The sequence below is a fragment of the Rahnella bruchi genome (assembly GCF_003614975.1).
Lineage (GTDB): Bacteria > Pseudomonadota > Gammaproteobacteria > Enterobacterales > Enterobacteriaceae > Rahnella > Rahnella bruchi.
On record NZ_QZWI01000007.1, the window covers coordinates 105,343 to 126,654 of the forward strand.

Consider the following 21,312-nt stretch of genomic DNA (forward strand, 5'->3'; position numbering starts at 1 on the left):
GGGCAGTTTATACAGTGACGATTCTGGCCATTTCTTCGAAAGGCGTGGTTTTGTCTTTATTTTCGAAAAAGAAATGTGACTCACCAAAGGCAGGTCGCAGATGGTCCAGCCACGAGGCCTGCGGGTCATATTTGGCAAAGAAGGGCCGACGTACCCAGTCCGGATTACGCGCCTGAAGAAATTGCAGTGCAAAGACTTTCTCGCCACGGATTTCTGTTATCCCATCAATCATGACTTTACCGGGGAAGGCACTCATTGAAGGGCCGCGCACCGTCCTCGCCAAACCGGATACCGACTGATAAGCTTGCTGGAATATTTCCCAGGCTTTAAAGAGAGGAAGCCCGAAATATTCGTTGGGGCCGGTATCCCGCTCGACAAACATGTAATAAGGGATAGCGCCGAGACGTACACCGGTTGTCCACAGGGTCGCCCACCCTTTTGGATCTTCATTAATATGGCGGATAAGTGGAGATTGCATTCTCACCGTAGCACCGGTGGCAATAATACGCTTCAGCGCAGTCTGGGCTATTTCAGGCTGGATCTCCTGAGGGTGATTATAGTGCGCCATCAACGCAAGATTTTTCCCCGCAGCCACAACCTCTTCAAACAAGCGTAATACATCGTCAGCGTCTTTATCGGTAACATAGCGCTGCGGCCAGTAAGCCACCGACTTTGTACCGATACGAATATTCTTGATATGGCTAAGCTCAGGAATAAGCAGAGGACGAATATACTCACCCAGAGCGCGCGCATTCATAATCATCGGATCGCCGCCGGTGATTAATACATCGGAAACTTCAGGATGACGCTTGAGATATTCAACCAGCAGTGCGGAAGTCCGCGCCTCAAATTTAAGTTCATCCATGCCCACAAACTGCGGCCAGCGGAAACAAAAGGTGCAATAAGCATGGCACGTTTGACCCGCAGAAGGGAAAAATAGCACGGTCTCTTTGTATTTGTGCTGAAGCCCCTGCACTGCCTCACCATTGAGCATAGGAACATTATGTGTAAGCTGGCCCGCCGGGTGCGGATTCATGCGATGGCGGATCTTATTAATGATCGTCTGCAAAGTCGCTTCGTCTTTATTCTGACGAAGGGCATCACTGAGCTGAGAAAATTCATTTTCCCTCAGCATTTCACGATGCGGGAAGGTCAGACGAAAAATAGGGTCATCGGGGATATTATCCCAGTCAATAAGTTCATCGAGAATATATTGATTGACACGAAAAGGTAATACCTGACTCAGCACCTCAACGGTATGTTTCATTTCGGGAGTGAACTTTTCCCATTGAGGGGCTTTACTGATAGTACGTTGGGTATAAGGGATAAACTTCGTTACGGCTGTCATTTTATTACTCACCTTGCCTTCAATTTAAAAACATGATTAATGGCCCTCGAATGGGGCGCATTTTTAATACTGATATTTATTTTATATATTCACCGGGTACAGACAACAACAACAGTGAATTCCTTAATTATCTAATTTTTCACCCACTGTGGCCGGCTTACTCCCCGTACAAGGCCATAAGCCCCATAACACAGCAGTTCAACCACAATCAGAGAGGAAAAAATACTCACTGAAAGCATTAGTCCATAATCAGCGATGTGAAAGAGGTAAAAGACCGCAACAGGCGTCACCAGCGCAGTGAAGATACTGAAATTAATCACACCAAGACGGTTATTCGTCATCAGGACAGAACGACAATATCCGCGGACAATCCACAGTGTCGAAACACCGATAATAGCGATAAAGAAATATGCATTCATATATAACGCTTTACTGCCTGCCGGAAACAAATTAAAGCTACCCAGAATGACACACAGTAATATAAACAACACCGGCGCAACCAGACACTGAACGCTGAGAAATGTGAATAGTGATTTTCCCGGCGGCTGATGGCCCAGTATCTTGAGCAGAATACTTTCGATATCGAGCACCGAGCCTATCGAAATACATATCATCCCGAAGGTCAGCGGCCAGTATTTTAAAACAGTGTCTCCTTCCGCGACTTGCCCCAAACAGATCACAACGATGATATTACTCATCAGTGATGAAGCTGACATAAGGAAAGCCGAAACGTACGGCGCTAACAGCGCAGCATAGTGATGACCTGTGCTGTCATATAAACGAATGCCCTGCCAGCGTACCATAATGAACAACAGGGCCGCCTCGGTGTATGCTCCGCAAACCAGCGCCACAATGGCCGCCATATCGACAGGCACCTGAAATCGGGTCAAGGTAAAACAACCGATGACCGAGACCAGCACCCGCACTAAAGAAGCCCGGCTCATTAGTGCAGTTTTTCCTTCCAAAATACAGCATCCCTGCAAATACCTCCTGACGGCTACGGCCAATAATGAGAGTGAAAAGAAATGCGTGATGAATACAATATGTGGCGTCATCTTCGAACTGAATATTGAGACAGCAATATTTAATATAACAAAGACACTGACAGCCAGCAGCATGGCGAATATCAGCGCCTCCCTGTTCTTTCTTATTTTGATAACCACTGCACACAAAGGAAAAACAAAGGCATTGGCAAACATAAAGGTACTTAAGGCTATGGCATAATCTCCGGACGCCTGCAGACTATAGGCAGACAGAATGACCGAAATAATCGGTAACTCCAGATTAAGTAAGCTAATACTGATTGCGCTTGGCCACCATAACCTCAACATACCCCATGCATTCATTCCGTGACCCCATTACCGACCTGTTGCATACACTGATAAGGAATATATTGTTCAACCAGCCATTGATAATCTTCTTTCAGAGACGAATAAGTGGATCCCCAAAGCAGAATACCGCCAATACGGTCGCGAACACTTTGCGGGCGAACAAGCAGCGAACCCTGTTTCACTTCCCACACCGTTTTATATTCATTAGCGATATTGATGTCTTTCGTCAGGTCGGCACATTCCCCTTCCCGATGGGGATACCACACCCAGGCGGCATAAGTTTCGGGCTGTGGCACCGGTTTCTGCCACTGCCCCATTTGTGAACGAAAATGCTGCTCTTCAATATTACTTCCGGTGCAGAGTGCATGCATTTGTGGGATCCAACCGCCAGGCGCCCGTGCTGCAATCTCTAAAAATACGATACGGTTATCCTGAGTGAGGAAAGCTTCGAGGTGTGTGGCCCCGTCCGGCACATAGCCCAGAGCATCAAATACGCTTTGATTGTATTCATAAAACTGCTGATACAACGGGTCATTTTTTTCCACCGGCAGGCTACCAATAGGTTTGCCCTCAATGAATTCCGCATTCGGATAGCTGTATTGGCAGATATAAATCTCTTCGATTTTGCCGTTAAAAATCAGCGAGTCGATATGGTAAAGACGCCCTTCGATAAACTCATCGAGCTCATAGTTTGCGACGACACGGTTATCACTGCACCAGCGGCGTAACGCGGCAGGATCCTCAATTTTAGCGATCAGCTCACTCCCCGCCGAGTCAATCTGCTTGGCAAAAACGGGATACCCCACGGCCTTCTCAATCTGCTGGCAATATTTTTCCGGCTCACGCTGATACTCAGCCGGTGAGAATGGCAGCACCCTGGGAATAGTTATGTTCCCGGCTTCCATTACCGCTTTCATACGCAGCTTGTTGATGAATGGCTCTATTTGCGCAAATGTCGCGCCCTTAACACCCCATATTTCACGCAACCGGGCAGCATGGCCGAGGAAATACTCGTCATTAGTGATGATGCTGACTTCAGACATATCGCTGATATGACGCTCAGCGAACAAATCGCGGCAAGCTTGCTCGAGATTGTCGACGGTAAAAGGGTCGCAAATTTTGATATCGTCAAAACAGACTTTTTGATCTTCAGGCAGATTTCCCCATCCCTGATGTCCGGTAAGCAAACAGACCGAAAACTGATCGCGGTCGATTAATTTATTCCAGTCAGCACGAAAGGTGACAATATTTTGAAGAATGATAAATGTTTTCATATTAACAATACTCCGGTGAGTCCTGCTTAATAACCGTTGACCAGTCGTGAGTGTTTACTGTCTTGCCATAAAAATCAGTCACTGTCGCGGTGTCGGTATTCCAGTGTTCGCTGGGAACAACGACTTTTCCGGATGCGCTGGGAATATCGATAACATGCTGCGGGAAGGCCAGACCGGAAAGTTCATTACGTAATTGCGTCATGATCGCCATTTCATCTTCCAGGCTCATAACAAAGCGACGCGTTGAGGTCACTTCCTGACCATGATAAATATAATAAGGTCGTACACCCAGTTCGAATAAACGCAGGAACAGCGTTTTAAGTGTTTCTTTATTATCGTTGATGGTTTTTAAGAAAACGGTCTGCGTTAACATCACATAACCCATTTTTCTAAATGCATGAATCAGCTCTATGACTTCAGGCTGAAGCTCATCGGGGTGATCAATATGCAGGCTTAAATAGACCGTTGGTTTTGCTTTTGCCAACTCTTCCATTAATTCCATACGTACTTTGCCAGGGTTTTGTAACGGATAACGCGTATGGATCCTCACCACCTTAACATGTTCGATTTCTTTCAACTTGTTAAACAGGTATTGCAATCCTTTCGGGTTGGTCAGAGGGTCACCCCCGCTGGCAATGACTTCATAAATGGTCGGATCATTGGCGATATACTCAACAATATCATCGATCTGAGACATTTTAAGTCTGCCTTCAACGTCCAGACCTACCCCGACACGATCCTGACGTTCGCAATAACGACAGTTGGCCGCACAGGTATAAGAGAGCAACACCAGCAGCTGACCATCATATTTTCTTACCGTGCCGAATACCGGTGTCGAGGTCTTTTCATTTAATAAATCCACATCCAGATTAGCCGGCAAGGTTTCATATTCTGGGTTAAACTCGTACATATCTCTGATTGCGACACTTTTCTTAATCAGCTCTCTTAAATAAGGCGTGGTTTTTTCAGAGAATCGGGTTTCTTCTTCAAATTGCTTAATTTCAATCATATTATCTTTAGACATGCTCATAACCTTTGTATTTAGTAGGGTACAGAGTGCTCGCCGGCATTTTCATTAACGCAGTTTCTGACAGGTAGCCCATTCATTTTTTGTCGAACCAGTTCAGCGGATTTGGTTCGCATTTCGAGAAAAGATTCCTCCGTATAAAAAGCGGAGTGTGCGGTCAGCAGCACGTTATCCAGCGTTCTGAATCCTTCGGGAATGTCGGGTTCATTTTCCAGCACGTCCAGACCAGCAGCCGCCACTTTTCCTGAATTCATGGCTGAAAAAAGGGCGTCAGAATCAATAATTCCGCCACGCGCCGTGTTGACCAGCAAAACACCCTTTTTCATCATGTCGAATTCGGCGTGTGACAACAGATGGTGAGAAGTGCGGTTTAAAGACGCATTCACGGAGATGATGTCTGAGCTAGTCAGAAGCTCTTGCAGAGATTCGCAGCGAAAGACACCATGCGTTTTATCCAGCCCGCTGACCGCATAGGGATCGTAGAACTGTACATTCAGACCAAACGCCGCCGCCCTTCTGGCAACCGCACCACCGATACGGCCAAAACCGATAATGCCTAATTTACGGCCACGCAGGCGATAGAGCTTTTTGACACTTGCCCAATCCCAGCCACCTTGTTTGACGTGGATATGGATCTCTTCAAGTTTTCTCGCAATGCCCAGCAGCAGTGCCAAAGTATGGTCGGCAACTTCCTCCGTGCCATAATCCGGAATATTAAGCACTGAAATGCCCAACTCACGAGCAGCAGAGATATCAATATTGTCAAAACCCACCGCCGCTTTAACAATGGTTCGGCAATTTTTTAAACTGGATAAAAATGCTTTATCGAAATTAACGGCGGGGACACATGCCCAGATAATAAGATAATTGACTTCTAAAAGAAGATTTAAAGGAAGTTCAGTTACATGGCTAATATGCAGTAACTGAACATCATGTCCGGCCAAAATCTGTTGTTCGACAATAGCTGTTTTGAAATGCTTTTCAGTCGTTGAATCGATGATTAAAATTTTTTCTTTGCTGATGTTCAAATTACCGTCCTTAATACGGGAGCCAAATGATGGTTTTAAAGCGCCATGACCAGAATATATTTAATAAAAAACTCTTTGCCGTCGCTGGAATTAGACATTCATAGCGTTGACTCCTCCTGGCGACGACTTACGCTGCCTGGAAGGTCAAGAATGAAAAAACATCTCATTTATAAATAATTATTTTATCTGCTCAATGACTTTTTCGCTCGAAACGACCGGCCGATGAAAGTTGATTTTTTCGGCAAATTTTACGGCCAGACGTTTTTTCGTACGCATATTTCCGTCAGGATTTTTCCGATAAGCAATATTTACCAAAATGAAAAACATGATACAATTTCATTAAATTGATTTCAGTAATGACGAACGGAAATGGTGATGGGTTTATATCTTGATATGCATTCAGTTGAGGCTTTTCTTAAAGTTGCCGAGCTAAATAGCTTTACCCTGGCAGCAGAGTCACTTTGCATCACTCAGTCAGGAGTAACCGTTAAAATTCAAAAGCTTGAGAATATTCTTGGATATCCGCTTTTCCACCGAACGCCGCGTCATATCTACCTTTCGCCGCAGGGCGAAGTGTTCCTTTCCCGGGCTCAAAGCCTGATGGTGGCCCACGCCAGCGCGTTAACAACGCTCAACGTCTGTGAAAATATCCAAAATATCAAAATTGGTATTAGCGACCATGTACTGGATATCCCGCTCATGCAGACGATTCAAAGTATCAGACAAACTTATTCCGATCTTATGATTGAAGTTAAAGTAGACAGCTCTTCCAAAGTTCTGTACGCACTCGAAAATAAAAAATTAGATATAGCAATTATCACTCAGGATGGCGATAAAAAAGGCGGTGAATATCTAAGGAGTGAAAACTATAGATGGTATTGCTCTCCAACTTTGGCTTTTAAACAGGATAAAATCCCGCTTATTACCTTAAGAGAATCTTGCCGTATGAGGAAGCTCATTCTGGACTTATTACTTGAATCTCGAATCCCGTGGTTTGATAGTTTCCAAGGCGGCGGAATGGATACCATCATTGCGGCAGCAAAATCAGGGCTGGGGATTGTCCCCTTACCAGAAACCGCGCTCACAGTTTCGGATCTGAAAGAGCTAACGGACGCCAGTCACTTTGTCAGTCTTCCGAAAATACCATCGGCACGCATCGTTACCTATAACAACTGCCTAGATGTGCGCTCCAGAACGATGCTTAAGGATATTTCTCAGGCAATAAAAAATCAGATGTTGAAGATGCCTGATGCCGATGAGTTTGTCTCCCTGAGTAGACTGATGGCGGTTTAACGTTTCCGCCCTATTCTATTTTGTTGGAAAAACATACTTTGGCGTAATGCTTGTCTCTTGGCCTTTATATGTTCCTGTCAGTGTAGCTTTCTGTCGATAACAGTCGGATGTGCAATGAAAAGCATTAGCCTCGACGGAGTAAAGTACCATGGGCGGCGGCCATTGTTACCCACTCCCTGGCTACGCTTATTTTTGGGGGAACGCCATAGTAATGTTCACCACATACAATAAAGGCTCCAAACTCCTTTTACTCAACACAATCTTATCGGTGGTCATTCTGGTGGTTTTGACAGAAAGGGAATTCAGGATTTTCTTGTTTATTAGCCAGTTACTGGCAAAGGCGATCCCAGTCAGAGGAGCCAAATTAGAAAAGCCCGCTTAAGGAAACTTAAGCGGGCTTTTTGCTTTACCACATCAAATCGTCTGGCACTTTGAAATCTGCATACGGATCGTCTTCGTCCTGCTCTTCCTGACTCAGTGTGCTGTTTAATACAATGCTGTTCGCATCACGCTGTGCGATTTTATCCGCCACAATGGCAGGGATAATCGCGTATTCGCTCTCGCCGCTCTTTTCAGAAACCAGACGCGCGATGGCCAGACGCCCACTGATCAGCTGCGCCTGAGTGGTTTTATCCACGGCAATCCGCTTAATCAGCTTGTCGTCGGTAAAGTTAAAATCGATATTGCCTTTAGAAATGACGATTTTGTTCATTTCAATCAGCTGCTTCACCTGAGCTTTATACTCTTTAGATAGCGCTGCCTGCTTTTGTTCTTCGCTCAGCTGTTTATCGCGCTCGAGCTGCGCTTTTTTATTTTCTTCCACAGCCGCCCTGGCTTCGCGCGCCTGAACGCGTGACTTTTTCGCCGTTCTCTCAACTTTGGCCAATTTTTTGCTGCTTACTAATCCCGCTTTCAGCAGCTGTTCCTGCAAGGTGAGTTTTGTCATCGTCGTTTCTGAATCCATTGAATAATTTCGGTGATTATAACCGTAATTCCTCAGGCTATACAGGCTACCGGGTCTTTTCCCCTTCAGGCTGCTTTACTCGTGCTCAGGCGACGCTATTTGCGTCATTTATTGCTCAAGGTATTGCCTGAAATGCCGATAACAATGTAATGGCGGGTTCCGGCCCTATTTCGTTCCTTTTATGATATCCCGAACAGGAGAGCAAAATGGATGTATCGCAAATTGCGTCGCTGGCAACCAGTCTGAACAGTCTGGATACCAGTAATCAGGTGAATAACATCCTGCTGAAAAAGTCTCTGGATAACCAGCAGACTGCAGTGACCAGTATGATTGACTCAATTCCCTCGTTACCTGCTAATCCGGCCATCGGGCGCAATATCAATACCACCGCCTGACCGGTATCCGAAAAAAAAGCCCGCCTGAGATGACTCGGCGGGCTTTTTGCTTTTTAGGGTGGCTTACCCTTTAGCGAAATTCGCCTGAATACGCTGTTGCAGATAGTCCTCGGCGCTGATGGCAGGGTATTTGGCCTGCGGCCCGAGAATTTCGACGTCTTTATTGGCCTGACAGAAAAACGCCAGGCTGTAGCGCGCGCCCTGATATTCACCGGGCAGCGGGCTTCTGACACGGTGGAAATTTGACGGCAGCTGATCGTCGCTCCAGCGCATCAGCATGTCACCGATATTACAGGTGATCACGTCTTCGCGCGGTTCGATGCTGGTCCACTGCTGGCTTTCGCTGTCTTTACCCGGACATACCTGCAATCCGCCCTGTCCCGGACGCTGGAAAAGCAGCGTCAGGCAGTCAAAATCGGTATGTGCGCCTGCCCGCCACATCCCCTGCTCTGATTGTTCCGTGGCATAGTAATGCAGCATGCGCAGCGTGCTCTGATAGGTTTGCTGATCCGGATTATGTGCCTGCTCGAAAAAGTGCTCAGGAAAGCCCAGCCTGAGCGCAAAGCAGGAAAGCAATTTCATGCCCAGCTGCCAGCACTGCGATTCAAAGCTCAGCATGGTGTTTTTAAACGCAGGCAGCTCCTGTTCGCTCGGCCACAGCGGGCCCATCAGCGGACGGGTAATCTGATACGATTCCTTCTGATCTGGCGTTCGGGTCGACGGACGCACCTGAGATTTATTCTCCCAACCGGCGTTACGCGCCAGTGGATATTGCGCCTTTACGTTATCGGGCAGCGCGAAGAAATTCTCGGTCATGCTGAAAGCCTGACGAATATCGCCCAGCGCAATGCCATGATTGCTGACCTGGAAAAAACCAATTTCGACGGCTGCACTCCAGAGTTCGTCGGCTATCTCACTTTTACGCTGCTCAAAATCTGATAAATCAATACAACGCACTTCACGGGCAAACGTCTCTTCGCCCATCGCGCCCATTCCTGCTTCTTTTTCCAGTTCCTTCAGTGCATAGCCAGCTGTCTGAATAGATTGCGTCATTGTTTTTATCCTTCTTAATCAACAGGGTTAGCGCGCAGCGCGCTGTTGCAGGGTACGGACGGCGGACATGGCCTGATGGCGCATTTCTTCCAGATCCAGACCGGGGATGACATCGTTTTCGACGATCACGCGGCCATTAATCATCAGCGCTTTCAGTGAGGCACGCCCGCCGCAGGCCACCGGGCCGATTGCCATGTCATGCAGACCGAAGTAGCGTGGGTCGTCCAGCCGGTAAATGGCGATATCCGCCAGCATCCCGACCTGCACGGTGCCGCTTTGTTGCAGCCCGAGGATTTGCGCCCCGCCTGCGCTGCCCCAGCGCACTACGTCTTCAACAGAGGCTGCGTCGCCGCCGCCTTCAAACGTGCCGCCGTCGTAGCGAGGTTTAGCCAGCATGCCTTTTCTGGCTCGCTGCAAAAGCCACGCGGCATGTGCCTCGCTCTGCATGTCGGCGGCTTCGTTCGATGCCGCACCGTCCACGCCCAGCGATACCGGCACGCCCGCCTGCTCCAGCGCCAGCAAATCGGCAATGCCGCTGCCCAGCCGCCCGTTGCTTTGCGGACAGTGCGCAATGCCGGTGCGGGTCTGGCCCAGCATGGTGATTTCCTGCGGCAGCAGTTTCACCAGATGCGCGAACCAGACGTCATCGCCCAGCCAGTCGTGTTCCGCGCAAAACTGCACCGGCGTCATGTCGAACTTAGCGCGTGCTGCATCGAGGTAATCCACCGTTTCTGAAAGATGACTGTGCAGGCGGATCCCCAGACTGCGCGCCAGTTTCGCCATTTCGCGCAGTTGCGGACCGGGTGCAGAATGCAGCAATGTCGTCGGTGCCATCACCACGCGGCGCAGTGACGTCGGTTTCGGATCGTGATAGCGGCCCACCAGCCGTTCCATATCCGCCATGTAATGATCAAAGTTCTCCGGACGCAGCGCCTGCGGCAAATCTTTCTCAATCGCCCGCCCCTGCGTTGCGCCCCCACGACACAGCACAATGCGCATTCCCAGCGCTTCCCCTTCACTGAACAGGATTTCCGAGGTATCGAAAGGCATATCCGGCCAGTAAAGATAGTTATGGTCAGCGACCGTGGCGCAGCCGGAACGTAACAGTTCGGTCAGACCGATACGCACCGCGAGCCGGAAGGTGACTTCATCAAACGTCCCGCGAAAGCGATAAGGCGTTGCACTTAACCACGCGGTCAGGCTTTTGTTCAGCCCCTGTGGCTCGCCTTTGAGTAAAGACTGAAACAGATGATGGTGCGTATTCACCCAGGCGGGATAGACCACGCAGTCGCAGGCATCAATTAGCCGCTCGCCGGGCAACGCCGTCAGGGAGCCAATCGCCTTAATGACACCCTCATAGACGCGAATATCCGGCCCGGCGTGGCGCGCGGCGTCTCCGGGCAAGCCGGTCAGGATCGCGTGCGCATTTTTAATCAGCAATGAGTCAGATGACATCGCAACGCTCCTCAGGGTTTAACCTGCATATGATCGACAAATTCAGTGGTATAAGCCTGTTTCCAGTCGGTACCGGCATCCAGCAGTTTAGCGTTGACCATAAAATCACGGGTTTTCTGCCAGCGGGCCTCCGTCATGGTGCCCCAGCCTTTGGTCGCCGCATCGCCGCCGTCAATCAGGTGATGTTCTTTGATTTGCTGAACGCCCCAGGCCAGCAGATCATCAGTCATCTTCGGGTTATCCTTTTTGATCAGCGCGTTGCCTGCCGCCGGATTTTGCAGATAACTCACCCAGCCTTCCATCGACGCTTGCACAAACTTAGCCATCGCGTCTTTTCTGCTGCTGATAAGGTCAGGACGGGTGATCAGGATCCCGCCGTAAGGGGGATAACCGTGCTCAGAAAACAGGAAGAAATTGGATTTCACCCCGGCCTTCTGTGCCTGAAACACTTCAGAACTGACATAGGCTTGCTGCGCCACGTTCTCGTCGGCGACAAAGGGCTGGATATTGAAAGTGTAAGGACGAACCTGCGAGTCGCTGAGCTGATAACGCGCCTTAAGCCACGGCCACCAGGTGGATTGCCCGGAGCTGGAAACCAGAATGGTTTTATCTTTCAGACCATCGAGGGAAGTGACAGAAGCGTGTGTCAGCAGACCCTGCGGGTCGAACTGGAAAGGGGCGGCGATGGCTTTGGCCTGAAACCCGCGCTGCACTGACTCGAGCAGCTGAAGGTCATAACCGATAATCACGTCGGCGCGTTTTGCCAGCAGCAACTGCATGCCGTTAACCTGCGGGCCGCCGGACTGAATGCTGACATCCAGCCCGTAACGTTTATAAATGCCTGTCGCCAGTGCCTGATAATAGCCACCCTGCTCCGCCTGCGCGTACCAGGATGTCAGTAGCGCGATTTTCTCATCGGCATGTGCCGGCAGAGAAACCACACCAGAAATCAGCGCGCTCAGCACGCAGCAAGACAGGGGAATGCGGGAAATTGATTTCATTGCTCCTCTCCTAATCATCGCCGGCGAGAGGATGAGCGAATGCGGCTCAGCCCCCCTGACCGGCTCAAAATGAACCGCGAAATGGTTGCTGAGCAATGTCCCGCGCAGTTGCCTGCACTGACCGCTTATACTCACTGTCAGCTATACAAGAAAGATGCCAACTTATCCGATCCGCTCTCCCTGCGCTCTGTCGGGGAATTCACGGGTGCACTCTCTGCAACCTTTGATTCACCACGGAGCGCAGTGCACCAGATGAGTGCAAGTCAGTGCCGCTTTCCCCCTGGTGTCTGGATCTTGCTGAATAACATCTCCAGCTGTTTGAGCATCATCGAGGCGGCCAGAGAAAGTTGCCGTGAAGGGGCAACGCACAGAGAGAGGGTGAAGGTCTTTAACTGCGGATCGGTCAGCGGTATGAACTGCAACTCATCGCTTTCCACTTCATCCATGATGTCGAGCCAGCACAGAATACCGATGCCCATTTTCTCTTTTATCAGCGAGCGGATCATGTGGATATTATTCGACACCGCCACCTCGTGGATCATGTCGCCGTTGATATTCATCAGCGCCTGCACCGGCTCAGCCAGCATCAGGGGGGCAGCAGGCAGGATGAACGGATACTCCATGCACTGATTAAAACGCACGCCGCTCCTGTTGCCGAGCGGATGCCCTTTCGGTACGACAATCCCCAGTTCGATTTCAGCAAATGCGCGCACCTGCAACTCGCGGGAACTTTGCGGGTTCAGCATCACCCCGAAGTCGGCATCACCGGACATCAGCGCCTGCTGAATGTCCACGTTGTTCATGGTGGTCAGTGTGAAAGAGATATTCGGGTAATCGGCATGCACTTTCCTGAGCATCGCTGAGAAAAACTGCCGGTTAATGGCGTCGATAGTGGCGATCCGCACATGCCCGCGCCGCAAGCCGCGCAGGTCATCGAGCTGTTCGCAGACGCGGGAGAAATCCTTTTTCCAGTTGTTCGCCGAGTGCAATAACAACTCGCCCGCCGCGGTCAGCCGCAGCCCGGTGGGATGCCGTTCAAACAGCGGCATGGCTAATTCTTTTTCAACCCGCAGGATCTGCCGGTCAATCGACGAAGCGGCAACATGCAGGGTTTCGGACGCCTTACGAAACGATCCCTGACGGGCAACCTCAGTGAAGTACAGCAGAAAACGGGAGAATGCGAACATAGGTGAGTGCTCTCTTTTATGCAACGGGATGTGCGAATCAAAGCGCTGGACGCAACAGTTTTATAACAATAACGTAGCTTTCATTGCAACGGGAACAATCGTTTCATTGCCGGTATTGCCCGCCCTGCGCTGTTTCCGGCGTGATGACAGCGGGTTATGCGGCAGGTGCATTGAAATCCTGTTATTAAATAACTCTTGAAAATAAATACGGTAAATGATGATGAAAGATGCCGGATTAATTCCTGTCACGATCAGGGCGATCGGGGTAAATGGTTCAGGGAATATTTCGCTGCAACTTATTGCGCAGCAGGGAGGCGTATTACCTGCTTATTTACCGGGAGCGCATATTGACGTTTTCATTCCTGAACTCGGCCCGCGCCAGTATTCTCTCTGCACCGAAAACCACAGCGGAGAATATTATGAAATTTGCGTAAAACTGGCGGAGAATTCCACAGGGGGATCGCACTTTATTCATCATCATTTCAGCGCTGGCGATAACCTCATCATCTCCGCCCCGCGAAATCACTTTCCTCTACCGGACGCCGGAAAATATCTGCTTTTTGCCGGAGGTATCGGCATCACCCCGGTGCTGGCGATGGCTGAACAACTGGCTCAGCAACAGACTGAATTTGAACTGCATTATTATTTTTCTGACCGGGCAAAAGCGGCGTTTACAGCGCGTCTGAATGCGCCTGCGCTGGCGAAAAATGTCATTTTACATTGCAGCGAAGCAAACGATTCCCTGCGTCACATCACCCCGCTGAGTTTATGCCAGCCGGAGGAAAATACCCGTGTCATTGCCTGCGGCCCTGACGGCTTTATCGAGCGTCTTGAAGAAATAATGCAGACACATCACTGGCAGGCAGAACAATTATCTTATGAGCGGTTCAGTAATGCGAATCTGAATAATGATACCGGCGGTGAGTCATTTTATATTCAGCTAAACTCCACCGGACAACGTTATTTAGTGGGTCGGAACCAGTCCATTGCTGAAGTCTTATTAAGTGCCAGAGTCGATATAATGCTGTCGTGCGAGCAGGGTATTTGCGGTTCCTGTATTACTGACGTCATCGACGGCATTCCCGATCACCGGGACTGTGTGCTGACCGAAGCAGAGAAAGTGGAGAATACGCAAATTACGCTGTGCTGTTCACGCTCCAAAAGCCCCCTTCTGGTCCTCGACCTGTAATGCCAACGCGGAGCCTTAAGATGAACATGCCGACACCTGACTCAGCGATTAATGGCATTGCCAACGTCCGTCTCCCCGCATGGTTGCTTCCCGCCGGCTGGCCCTTGCAGGCTGGCGAACCGCTCATGGCAGACCTGCGTTTTGATGCGGGGAAAATTTCTTCGTTGCAGCCCGCGCGAGCAGGACAAACAGACCTGTGGGACGCATGCGGCGCGCTGGCATTGCCGGGGCTGACAGAACCTCACGCGCATCTCGACAAAACCTTCACTATTGGTCGCAGCCGCCCTCCCCGACCCGGCCTTCTGGCCGCCATTGAAACAATGCATCAGGACCGCCAGCACTGGACCGCAGAGGATCTTCGCCAGCGTGCCCGCAAGGGACTGGACCTGGCAGCCGCCAATGGCGTCACCCGTTTACGTACTCATATTGACTGGTTCGAAGGCACGCCCCCGCTGGCCTGGCGAGAACTGGCTGATATTGCCATGCCGGGCGTCACGCTGGAGCGTGTAGCACTGGCACCACTGAGCTTTTTCGCCGATGCAGAGGCCGCAGACCTTATCGCACGCACGGTCGCGGAAAGCGGAAAAGACTGCCTGCTGGGTGGATTTATCCACTCGTCCAACTGGGATCCGGCAGCGATGACTCATCTGATGCGCAGCGCGTCACGCTGGCAACTGAATCTGGATCTGCACATCGATGAAGAGCTTTCCCCGGTGGCACACGGCCTGAGCTGGCTGGCTGATAACCTGACAGAGAACAAATTCAGCGGCCACATCTGTTGCAGCCACGGGTGCGCGCTGGCTTGTGGCAGTGAACAACAGGCACAGGAGGTGCTGAGTTTGCTGGCGGCACAGCGTGTCACGCTGATTGCCCTGCCGATGACCAATCTGCTGTTGCAGGATGCCGTCACCGGACGCACACCACGCCAGCGCGGGATTACCCTGCTCAAAGAAGCACAGGCGGCGGGCGTTCCGCTACTGCTGGGCTGCGATAACGTGCAGGACGCCTTTTGTCCCGCAGGCAGTTACGACCCGCTGGATACCCTGAGCTGCGCTCTTTTCGCGCTTCAGCTCGATAACCTGTTTGATCAGCATTCACGGCTGATTTGCGATGTCGCCGCACTGACCGGTGATACTCAGACCGGTCTGCCGCTCGCCGCTGGCAGCGCTGCCAGTTTAGTTATTTTTCCCGGCAGTGACCCCCTGACTTGGCCTTTGAACAGCGCAGCCCGTCTGGTGTTCCATCATGGCAGGCTCACCCACCAACGCACCTGGAATGAGGATTTATCCCATGAGTCTTGAAGCAGGAGCGGGTAAACCGCTCGCCAGATATGCCGCCTGGCGTCGTGCCGGTGATTTTGTCTTTCTCTCCGGCATCATTCCGGTGAACCCGCAGACGGCAACGATCGTGCGCGGTTTTCAGGATATCCCCGCGCAAGCGCGGCAGTTGCTGGGCGAAACGGGTGAGTTCTCCACCGACGCCAAACAGGGGCCGATCCTCGCCCAGAGCTGGTATGTGCTCGAAAGTATCCGTCACACCATTGAGGACGCTGGCGGGCAAATGAGCGACGTGATCAAGCTGGTGCAGTACTTCCGCAACCTCGATCACTTCCCGTATTACAGCCGGGTCAGAAAACTCTTTTACGCCGGACAACCGCCGGTTTCTACCGTGGTGCAGGTCAGTGAAATGCTGCCGAACGCCGACGTCCTGATTGAAGTGGAAGCCACGGCCTGGTTACCGCAATCCCGCTTAACCCAATAATGTCCGACCACGAGGCACAGCATGATTAACGGCTATATTCCCGCAGATCGTTTTCTCCCTTTCCTGAGCTGGACGGCCATCGCGGCATTGCCCGATAAGGCCAATACGGTGATCGTACTGCCGACCGGCGCAATTGAGCAGCACGGCCCGCATCTGCCGTGTTCGGTGGACAGCGTGATCTCCTCCGGCGTGGCGGGTCATGCACTGGCGCGGCTGTCAAAAGATATTCCGGCCTACGCCATTCCCCCTGTCACATACGGCAAATCAGACGAACATCTGAATTTCCCCGGCACCCTGACTCTGACCGGCGACACGCTGTTGCAGACGGTTCTTGAGATTGCCGAATCCCTGTACCGCGCCGGTTTCCGCAAACTGCTGATGATTAACGGTCACGGCGGACAGCCGCAGGTGTTGCAGATGGCCTCACGGGAAATGCGCCTGCGCCACGGCGACATGATCATGATCCCGCACGACGTGTTCCGCGTGGCTAACGTCGAAAACCAGTACCTGAGTGCGCAGGAGCAGAAAATGGCGATGCATGCGGGTCACAGCGAAACGGCAGTGATGTTGGCGCTGGCACCGGAATGCGTCCACATCGAACACGCGGTCGCCAATTATCCGCCGGAATTTCCCTGCCCGACACTTTCATCAGGCCGCCCTGCGGCTGCCTGGGCTTCCTATGATTTTGGCCCGAGCGGCGTCATCGGCGACCCGACCGGCGCAACCGCCGAACAGGGCCATGCGATCCTCGATTCCCTCGCCGCCAGCTGGGCGCAGGCCATCACTGAAATCCACCTGATGGAATGGAAAGTCCGCAGTGAACCGACCTGGGGAAAACACCACTGGAACGGTTTTGTGCAGACCAGCTTCACCCCTCCTTCGTCTTCTTTTGTCACTAAATAAAGGATTCTTACGATGAAAATACGGCGTAAACCCACTCTGACCCTGCTGGCCCTGCTGCTGGCCGGGGTTTCCACCACGACGATGGCGGAAGAAAAATTCACTTTCCTGACCAACTGGTACGCGCAGGCTGAGCACGGTGGTTTTTACGACGCTCAGGCCAAAGGACTGTATAAAACTGCCGGTCTCGACGTCAGCATCAAGATGGGCGGCCCGCAGGTTAACGTGATGCAACTGATGGCTGCGGGACAGGCTGACTGTACGCTTGGCGACAACGGTCAGGCGCTGGAAACCTGGCAGGCTGGCGTACATGCGGTGACGGTGGCGACGGTATTCCAGCATTCACCGACGGTGTTTATCAGTCACGACAAAGTGGAAAAAGGACAGGAGCTGAAAGACAAAACCTTCCTGCTGGCCACCGAGGCTTACACCTCTTTCTGGCCGTGGGCGAAGAGTGAGCTGGGGCTGGGCAGCGCCAAAATCCGACCGTATACCTTCAGCGTGCAGCCGTTCCTCGCGGACAATAATCTGGTGCAGCAGGGTTATGTGACTTCCGAGCCCTTCTCGGTCGAAAAAGGCGGCAAACCGTTCTACGTCTACATGCTCAGCGACTGGGGTTATCCGCCGTACGGCAATTCAATTATTTGCATGGCCGACACGGTTAAAAAACGCCCGGCGGTAGTGGCGGCATTTGTGAAAGCGTCGATGCAGGGCTGGAAGGAATACTTGCAGGACCCGACCGCGGGCAACGCGCTTATCACCAAAGACAACCCGCGCATGGGGGCTGATCAAATAGCTTTCGGCATCGCGCAGATGAAAAAGTATGAGCTGGTCACCGGCGGCGACGCACAGACCGGCGGTATTGGTATCATCACTGAACCGCGTCTGAAGAAGACCTGGGACATGCTGGTGAAGAACAAGCTGATCGACGCGGATAAAGTGCCGTTTGAGCAGACTTACACCCTCGACATGATCAAAGACGCGAAGGTTATGCCATGAATTCAGCCCCCAAACTGACCGTGATGAGCGATATCCGCTCAGCCAATCCTCCGCCGATACCCGCCATCGAAGTGCTGTCGGCTGAGAAAATTTACAGCAATGGCACGCGCGCGCTTTTGCCGGTCAATCTGACCATCAATCAGGGAGAATTTGTAACGTTGCTCGGCCCGTCGGGCTGTGGCAAAAGTACCCTGTTAAAAATGGTCGCCGGGCTGACAGAGCCCAGTGACGGCAAGCTGGTGCTGTGGCGTCGCGACAGCCGTGAAAAAACGCAGGTGCCGCTGTCTTTCGTGTTCCAGGAAGCCACACTGATGCCATGGAGCAATGTGCAAAATAACGTGCGTTTACCACTGGATCTGGCGGGCCTACCGCGCGCCGAAGCCAATACCCGCGTCAGTGAGGCGCTGGAACTGGTCGGGCTGGGAAAATTTGCCCACGTCCTGCCGCGTGAGCTTTCGGGCGGCATGCAGATGCGTGTGTCAATTGCCCGCGGGCTGGTGACACGACCGAAACTGCTGCTGATGGACGAACCCTTTGGCGCGCTCGACGAAATCACCCGTAACAAACTCGACAGCGATCTGCTGCGCCTGTGGCGTGAACAGGGGCTGACGGTGGTATTTGTGACGCACTCGATTCACGAAGCGGTATTTCTCTCGCAGCGGGTAATCATGATGGCTGCCCGTCCGGGACGCGTGGTGGAAGATATCGCCATCACCGAGCCTTTCCCGCGCAGCGAAGATTTCCGCGTCAGTCCTGCGTTTTCACGTTATGCGAAACAGTTGCAGGACAGCCTGCTGCAAGCCAGCCAATCGGGTATGGAGTAACGCTATGCAAACTCAAAAGTCTTCTCCCTGGATCAATAATCCGACCTTTCGCAAAGTGCTTTATCCGGCCGTCGTGGCCGTTGTGGTGATTTTGCTGTGGCAGGGCTGGGTGAGCTATTTCAAAATCCCCCAGTTTCTGGTGCCCTCCCCGGTAGTCATGCTCAACAGCCTGTGGACCAATCTCGGTTCGCTGATGATGTCGCTGCTGTTCACGCTGAAAATCACCCTGATTTCGTTTTTGCTCTCGATTGTCATCGGCTCAGCCGTGGCTTTTGTGCTGGTGCAAAACCGCTTTGTTGAAACCGCGTTGTTCCCGTACATCGTGTTTTTACAGGTGACACCGATTGTCGCCATCGCGCCGCTGATCATCATCTGGGTCAAGGACACCACGCTGTCGCTGGTGGTGTGTTCGACGCTGATGGCGGTGTTCCCGATTATTTCCAACACCACGCAGGGGCTGCGCAGTGTGTCGCCGGGACTGCTGAGCTATTTCCAGCTCAACCGCGCCAGCCGTCTGCAAATCCTGATTCGTTTACGCATTCCTTCAGCGCTGCCCTATTTTTTTGGAGCGCTGCGTATTTCCAGCGGCCTGTCGCTGATTGGCGCGGTGGTTGCCGAATTTGTGGCCGGTACCGGTGGCAATAATACCGGTCTGGCGTACCAGATATTGCAGGCGGGCTATCAGCTGGACATCCCGCTGATGTTTGCTGCCCTGCTGCTCATTTCACTCACCGGCATCGCTTTATTTGGCGTGATGTCGTGGATTTCTCGACGCGCCCTGAGCGCCTGGCACGAAAGCGAAGCCGTGCAATCTCATTAACCTCATTCAATTCAGGCAGAAAAATATGGACAGTGAACAACGTCAACTCGCGCTTGCCCTGATACTCCAGGCACTCCCTGATCTCGACTGGAATTTGCAGGCGACCAAAGTGAAACGCCTGTCGCGCGACTTTCACTGGTTCAGTCCGGTGCTGAAGCGGCAACTGGAAGACAAACAGGCCGACGCCGTGGTCAAACCGCGCAGTGAAGAAGAGCTGATTTTGCTGGTGAAAGCCTGCGTTGCGCATCAGTTGCCGCTGATTTTGCGCGGTGGCGCGACCGGTAACTATGGTCAACTGGTGCCGCTGGAAGGCGGAATTCTGGTGGATATGACCGGATTCAGTCAGGTGTGCGAACTGGGCAACGGCGTGGTGCGCGCGCAGGCGGGGATCCGTCTGGCCGATATTGAAACCATCACCCGTCCGGCGGGATGGGAACTGCGCTGCATGCCGTCAACTTACCGGCTCGCCAGCCTTGGTGGCCTGTACGGCGGCGGCTTTGGCGGCATCGGCTCTATCAACTATGGGCCGCTCGGCGCGCCGGGTAATGTGCTCAGCGTAAAAGTCATGACCATGGAAGCCACGCCGCGCATTCTGCACGTTCCTGCCCCACAGGCACTGCTGCTGCATCACGCTTACGGGAGCAACGGTATTGTGCTCGAAGTCGAACTGGCGCTGGCACCGGTTCATCAGTGGATTGAGCGGCTGGACGTTTTCGACGATTTCACCGACGCTCTGGATTACGCCAACGCCTTTGCCCGCTCGCCGGGGCTGGTCAAACGCCAGTTGGCACTTTTCGCTGCACCGATCCCTTCCTGGTTCAGCCATCTGAACGGGCATTATCAGGCCAGTCAGCACGCGGTCATCAGCGTGATTGCACAGGAAAGCGAAGGATTTTGCGCCTCTCTGTTGGAACAATTTCACGGGCGCAGCGCAGTACGCCAGTCTGCCGATGAAGCACGCGACGCCAATGCATCACTGATGGAATATTGCTGGAACCACACCACGCTGCACGCCCTGAAAATTGACAGTTCACTGACCTATTTGCAAACAGCGTTTAATTATACGAATTATCGCCAGCAGATTATCGATATGGCTGAAATATTTGGCGACGAAGTTATTTCACATATTGAATTCCTGCGTGACAATGACGGAAATATAACCGCCAGCGGCTTGCAGTTAGTACGTTACTCCACCGAAGAAAGATTGAACGAAATAATGATTACCTTCCGTGATAATGACGTAAAAATAAATAACCCTCATGTCTTTAAAATAGAAGATGGCAAACAGGGAGAAATAAAACCCGACGTCGTTTCCGTCAAAAAATGCCTTGATCCCAACGGGTTACTTAACCCCGGCAAGCTCAGGGGCTGGGATGTCCGCGACACGCTGGAATTAGATAACAATCCCCTGTTATTGGCTGACTGAACGAAAAAGCCCGCTTAAAAAGATTTAAGCGGGCTTT

General features: G+C 51.8%; 20 protein-coding genes. 10 read left to right on the forward strand and 10 right to left on the reverse strand.

Annotated features, from left to right (window positions below; genetic code table 11):
- Window positions 1-7 precede the first annotated feature (7 nt).
- The 5 genes from D5398_RS13890 to D5398_RS13910 all read right to left on the reverse strand — a co-directional run bounded on the left by D5398_RS13890 (window position 8) and on the right by D5398_RS13910 (window position 6,008).
- A complete protein-coding gene (locus D5398_RS13890; RefSeq protein WP_120508167.1) occupies window positions 8-1,348 on the reverse strand; it encodes a KamA family radical SAM protein in 1,341 nt (446 codons plus the stop codon).
- Between the two features lie 131 nt (window positions 1,349-1,479).
- Complete coding sequence (locus D5398_RS13895) at window positions 1,480-2,694, reverse strand: hypothetical protein (protein WP_120508168.1); 1,215 nt, start codon at window positions 2,692-2,694, stop codon at window positions 1,480-1,482.
- Complete coding sequence (locus D5398_RS13900; protein ID WP_120508169.1) at window positions 2,691-3,953, reverse strand: ATP-grasp domain-containing protein; 1,263 nt, start codon at window positions 3,951-3,953, stop codon at window positions 2,691-2,693. The genes D5398_RS13895 and D5398_RS13900 overlap by 4 nt, the downstream gene beginning before the upstream one ends.
- Before the next feature lies 1 nt (window position 3,954).
- Window positions 3,955-4,977, reverse strand: coding sequence for a KamA family radical SAM protein (locus D5398_RS13905; protein WP_120508170.1), 1,023 nt, complete (start codon window positions 4,975-4,977; stop codon window positions 3,955-3,957).
- A 17-nt stretch (window positions 4,978-4,994) separates the two neighbouring features.
- Window positions 4,995-6,008 carry a C-terminal binding protein gene (locus D5398_RS13910; protein ID WP_120508171.1) on the reverse strand — a complete coding sequence of 338 codons (1,014 nt, stop codon included), beginning with the start codon at window positions 6,006-6,008 and terminating at the stop codon, window positions 4,995-4,997.
- 375 nt (window positions 6,009-6,383) lie between these two features.
- Here D5398_RS13910 and D5398_RS25785 point away from each other — a divergent pair, with 375 nt between their 5' ends.
- Entirely contained in the window at window positions 6,384-7,301 is a 918-nt protein-coding gene (locus tag D5398_RS25785) for a LysR family transcriptional regulator (RefSeq protein ID WP_162940764.1), read from the forward strand.
- Window positions 7,302-7,707: 406 nt separating this feature from the next.
- On the opposite strand, the gene D5398_RS13925 is transcribed toward D5398_RS25785, so the two are convergent.
- The gene (locus tag D5398_RS13925; protein WP_120508247.1) at window positions 7,708-8,247 is read right to left on the reverse strand and encodes a DUF2058 domain-containing protein; all 540 of its coding nucleotides are present in this window, start codon (window positions 8,245-8,247) and stop codon (window positions 7,708-7,710) included.
- 224 nt (window positions 8,248-8,471) lie between these two features.
- Between D5398_RS13925 and D5398_RS13930 the strand changes: the two genes are divergently transcribed.
- Window positions 8,472-8,660, forward strand: a complete 189-nt coding sequence (locus D5398_RS13930; protein ID WP_120508174.1) for a YjfB family protein — start codon at window positions 8,472-8,474, stop codon at window positions 8,658-8,660.
- A 63-nt stretch (window positions 8,661-8,723) separates the two neighbouring features.
- Here D5398_RS13930 and D5398_RS13935 read toward each other — a convergent pair whose 3' ends face one another.
- The 4 genes from D5398_RS13935 to D5398_RS13950 form a co-directional block, all read right to left on the reverse strand.
- Window positions 8,724-9,713 (reverse strand): isopenicillin N synthase family dioxygenase, encoded by a 990-nt coding sequence (locus D5398_RS13935; protein ID WP_120508175.1) that lies wholly within the window; start codon window positions 9,711-9,713, stop codon window positions 8,724-8,726.
- Between the two features lie 27 nt (window positions 9,714-9,740).
- Complete coding sequence (locus tag D5398_RS13940; RefSeq protein WP_120508176.1) at window positions 9,741-11,168, reverse strand: amidohydrolase family protein; 1,428 nt, start codon at window positions 11,166-11,168, stop codon at window positions 9,741-9,743.
- A gap of 11 nt (window positions 11,169-11,179) precedes the next feature.
- Complete coding sequence (locus tag D5398_RS13945; RefSeq protein WP_120508177.1) at window positions 11,180-12,169, reverse strand: ABC transporter substrate-binding protein; 990 nt, start codon at window positions 12,167-12,169, stop codon at window positions 11,180-11,182.
- Window positions 12,170-12,432: 263 nt separating this feature from the next.
- Window positions 12,433-13,356 carry a LysR family transcriptional regulator gene (locus tag D5398_RS13950; RefSeq protein ID WP_120508178.1) on the reverse strand — a complete coding sequence of 308 codons (924 nt, stop codon included), beginning with the start codon at window positions 13,354-13,356 and terminating at the stop codon, window positions 12,433-12,435.
- 214 nt (window positions 13,357-13,570) lie between these two features.
- On the opposite strand from D5398_RS13950, the gene D5398_RS13955 reads away from it, so the two are divergent.
- The 8 genes from D5398_RS13955 to D5398_RS13990 are packed head-to-tail and all read left to right on the forward strand — an operon-like array spanning window position 13,571 to window position 21,275.
- Window positions 13,571-14,545 (forward strand): PDR/VanB family oxidoreductase, encoded by a 975-nt coding sequence (locus D5398_RS13955; RefSeq protein ID WP_120508179.1) that lies wholly within the window; start codon window positions 13,571-13,573, stop codon window positions 14,543-14,545.
- Window positions 14,546-14,565: 20 nt separating this feature from the next.
- Window positions 14,566-15,846, forward strand: coding sequence for an amidohydrolase family protein (locus D5398_RS13960; RefSeq protein WP_120508180.1), 1,281 nt, complete (start codon window positions 14,566-14,568; stop codon window positions 15,844-15,846).
- On the forward strand, window positions 15,836-16,306 hold the full coding sequence (locus D5398_RS13965) for a RidA family protein (protein ID WP_120508181.1): 471 nt from the start codon (window positions 15,836-15,838) through the stop codon (window positions 16,304-16,306). Before D5398_RS13960 ends, D5398_RS13965 begins: the two co-directional genes overlap by 11 nt.
- 21 nt (window positions 16,307-16,327) lie before the next feature.
- The gene (locus D5398_RS13970; RefSeq protein ID WP_120508182.1) at window positions 16,328-17,209 is read left to right on the forward strand and encodes a creatininase family protein; all 882 of its coding nucleotides are present in this window, start codon (window positions 16,328-16,330) and stop codon (window positions 17,207-17,209) included.
- A 12-nt stretch (window positions 17,210-17,221) separates the two neighbouring features.
- Window positions 17,222-18,205: an ABC transporter substrate-binding protein gene (locus D5398_RS13975; protein ID WP_120508183.1), complete on the forward strand. Its 984-nt coding sequence runs from the start codon at window positions 17,222-17,224 to the stop codon at window positions 18,203-18,205.
- The gene (locus tag D5398_RS13980) at window positions 18,202-19,029 is read left to right on the forward strand and encodes an ABC transporter ATP-binding protein (RefSeq protein ID WP_120508184.1); all 828 of its coding nucleotides are present in this window, start codon (window positions 18,202-18,204) and stop codon (window positions 19,027-19,029) included. Before D5398_RS13975 ends, D5398_RS13980 begins: the two co-directional genes overlap by 4 nt.
- A gap of 4 nt (window positions 19,030-19,033) precedes the next feature.
- On the forward strand, window positions 19,034-19,849 hold the full coding sequence (locus D5398_RS13985; RefSeq protein WP_120131103.1) for an ABC transporter permease: 816 nt from the start codon (window positions 19,034-19,036) through the stop codon (window positions 19,847-19,849).
- Window positions 19,850-19,874: 25 nt separating this feature from the next.
- Complete coding sequence (locus D5398_RS13990) at window positions 19,875-21,275, forward strand: FAD-binding oxidoreductase (protein ID WP_120508185.1); 1,401 nt, start codon at window positions 19,875-19,877, stop codon at window positions 21,273-21,275.
- Window positions 21,276-21,312: the final 37 nt, after the last annotated feature.

Excerpts from the sequence above, each read along its gene's own strand:
- D5398_RS13890 (WP_120508167.1), bottom strand. The coding sequence starts at position 1,348 with ATGACAGCCGTAACGAAGTTTATCCCTTATACCCAACGTACTATCAGT.
- D5398_RS13895 (WP_120508168.1), bottom strand. The coding sequence starts at position 2,694 with ATGAATGCATGGGGTATGTTGAGGTTATGGTGGCCAAGCGCAATCAGT.
- D5398_RS13900 (WP_120508169.1), bottom strand. The coding sequence starts at position 3,953 with ATGAAAACATTTATCATTCTTCAAAATATTGTCACCTTTCGTGCTGAC.
- D5398_RS13905 (WP_120508170.1), bottom strand. The coding sequence starts at position 4,977 with ATGTCTAAAGATAATATGATTGAAATTAAGCAATTTGAAGAAGAAACC.
- D5398_RS25785 (WP_162940764.1), top strand. The coding sequence starts at position 6,384 with ATGGGTTTATATCTTGATATGCATTCAGTTGAGGCTTTTCTTAAAGTT.
- D5398_RS13925 (WP_120508247.1), bottom strand. The coding sequence starts at position 8,247 with ATGACAAAACTCACCTTGCAGGAACAGCTGCTGAAAGCGGGATTAGTA.
- D5398_RS13930 (WP_120508174.1), top strand. The coding sequence starts at position 8,472 with ATGGATGTATCGCAAATTGCGTCGCTGGCAACCAGTCTGAACAGTCTG.
- D5398_RS13935 (WP_120508175.1), bottom strand. The coding sequence starts at position 9,713 with ATGACGCAATCTATTCAGACAGCTGGCTATGCACTGAAGGAACTGGAA.
- D5398_RS13940 (WP_120508176.1), bottom strand. The coding sequence starts at position 11,168 with ATGTCATCTGACTCATTGCTGATTAAAAATGCGCACGCGATCCTGACC.
- D5398_RS13945 (WP_120508177.1), bottom strand. The coding sequence starts at position 12,169 with ATGAAATCAATTTCCCGCATTCCCCTGTCTTGCTGCGTGCTGAGCGCG.
- D5398_RS13950 (WP_120508178.1), bottom strand. The coding sequence starts at position 13,356 with ATGTTCGCATTCTCCCGTTTTCTGCTGTACTTCACTGAGGTTGCCCGT.
- D5398_RS13955 (WP_120508179.1), top strand. The coding sequence starts at position 13,571 with ATGATGATGAAAGATGCCGGATTAATTCCTGTCACGATCAGGGCGATC.
- D5398_RS13960 (WP_120508180.1), top strand. The coding sequence starts at position 14,566 with ATGAACATGCCGACACCTGACTCAGCGATTAATGGCATTGCCAACGTC.
- D5398_RS13965 (WP_120508181.1), top strand. The coding sequence starts at position 15,836 with ATGAGTCTTGAAGCAGGAGCGGGTAAACCGCTCGCCAGATATGCCGCC.
- D5398_RS13970 (WP_120508182.1), top strand. The coding sequence starts at position 16,328 with ATGATTAACGGCTATATTCCCGCAGATCGTTTTCTCCCTTTCCTGAGC.
- D5398_RS13975 (WP_120508183.1), top strand. The coding sequence starts at position 17,222 with ATGAAAATACGGCGTAAACCCACTCTGACCCTGCTGGCCCTGCTGCTG.
- D5398_RS13980 (WP_120508184.1), top strand. The coding sequence starts at position 18,202 with ATGAATTCAGCCCCCAAACTGACCGTGATGAGCGATATCCGCTCAGCC.
- D5398_RS13985 (WP_120131103.1), top strand. The coding sequence starts at position 19,034 with ATGCAAACTCAAAAGTCTTCTCCCTGGATCAATAATCCGACCTTTCGC.
- D5398_RS13990 (WP_120508185.1), top strand. The coding sequence starts at position 19,875 with ATGGACAGTGAACAACGTCAACTCGCGCTTGCCCTGATACTCCAGGCA.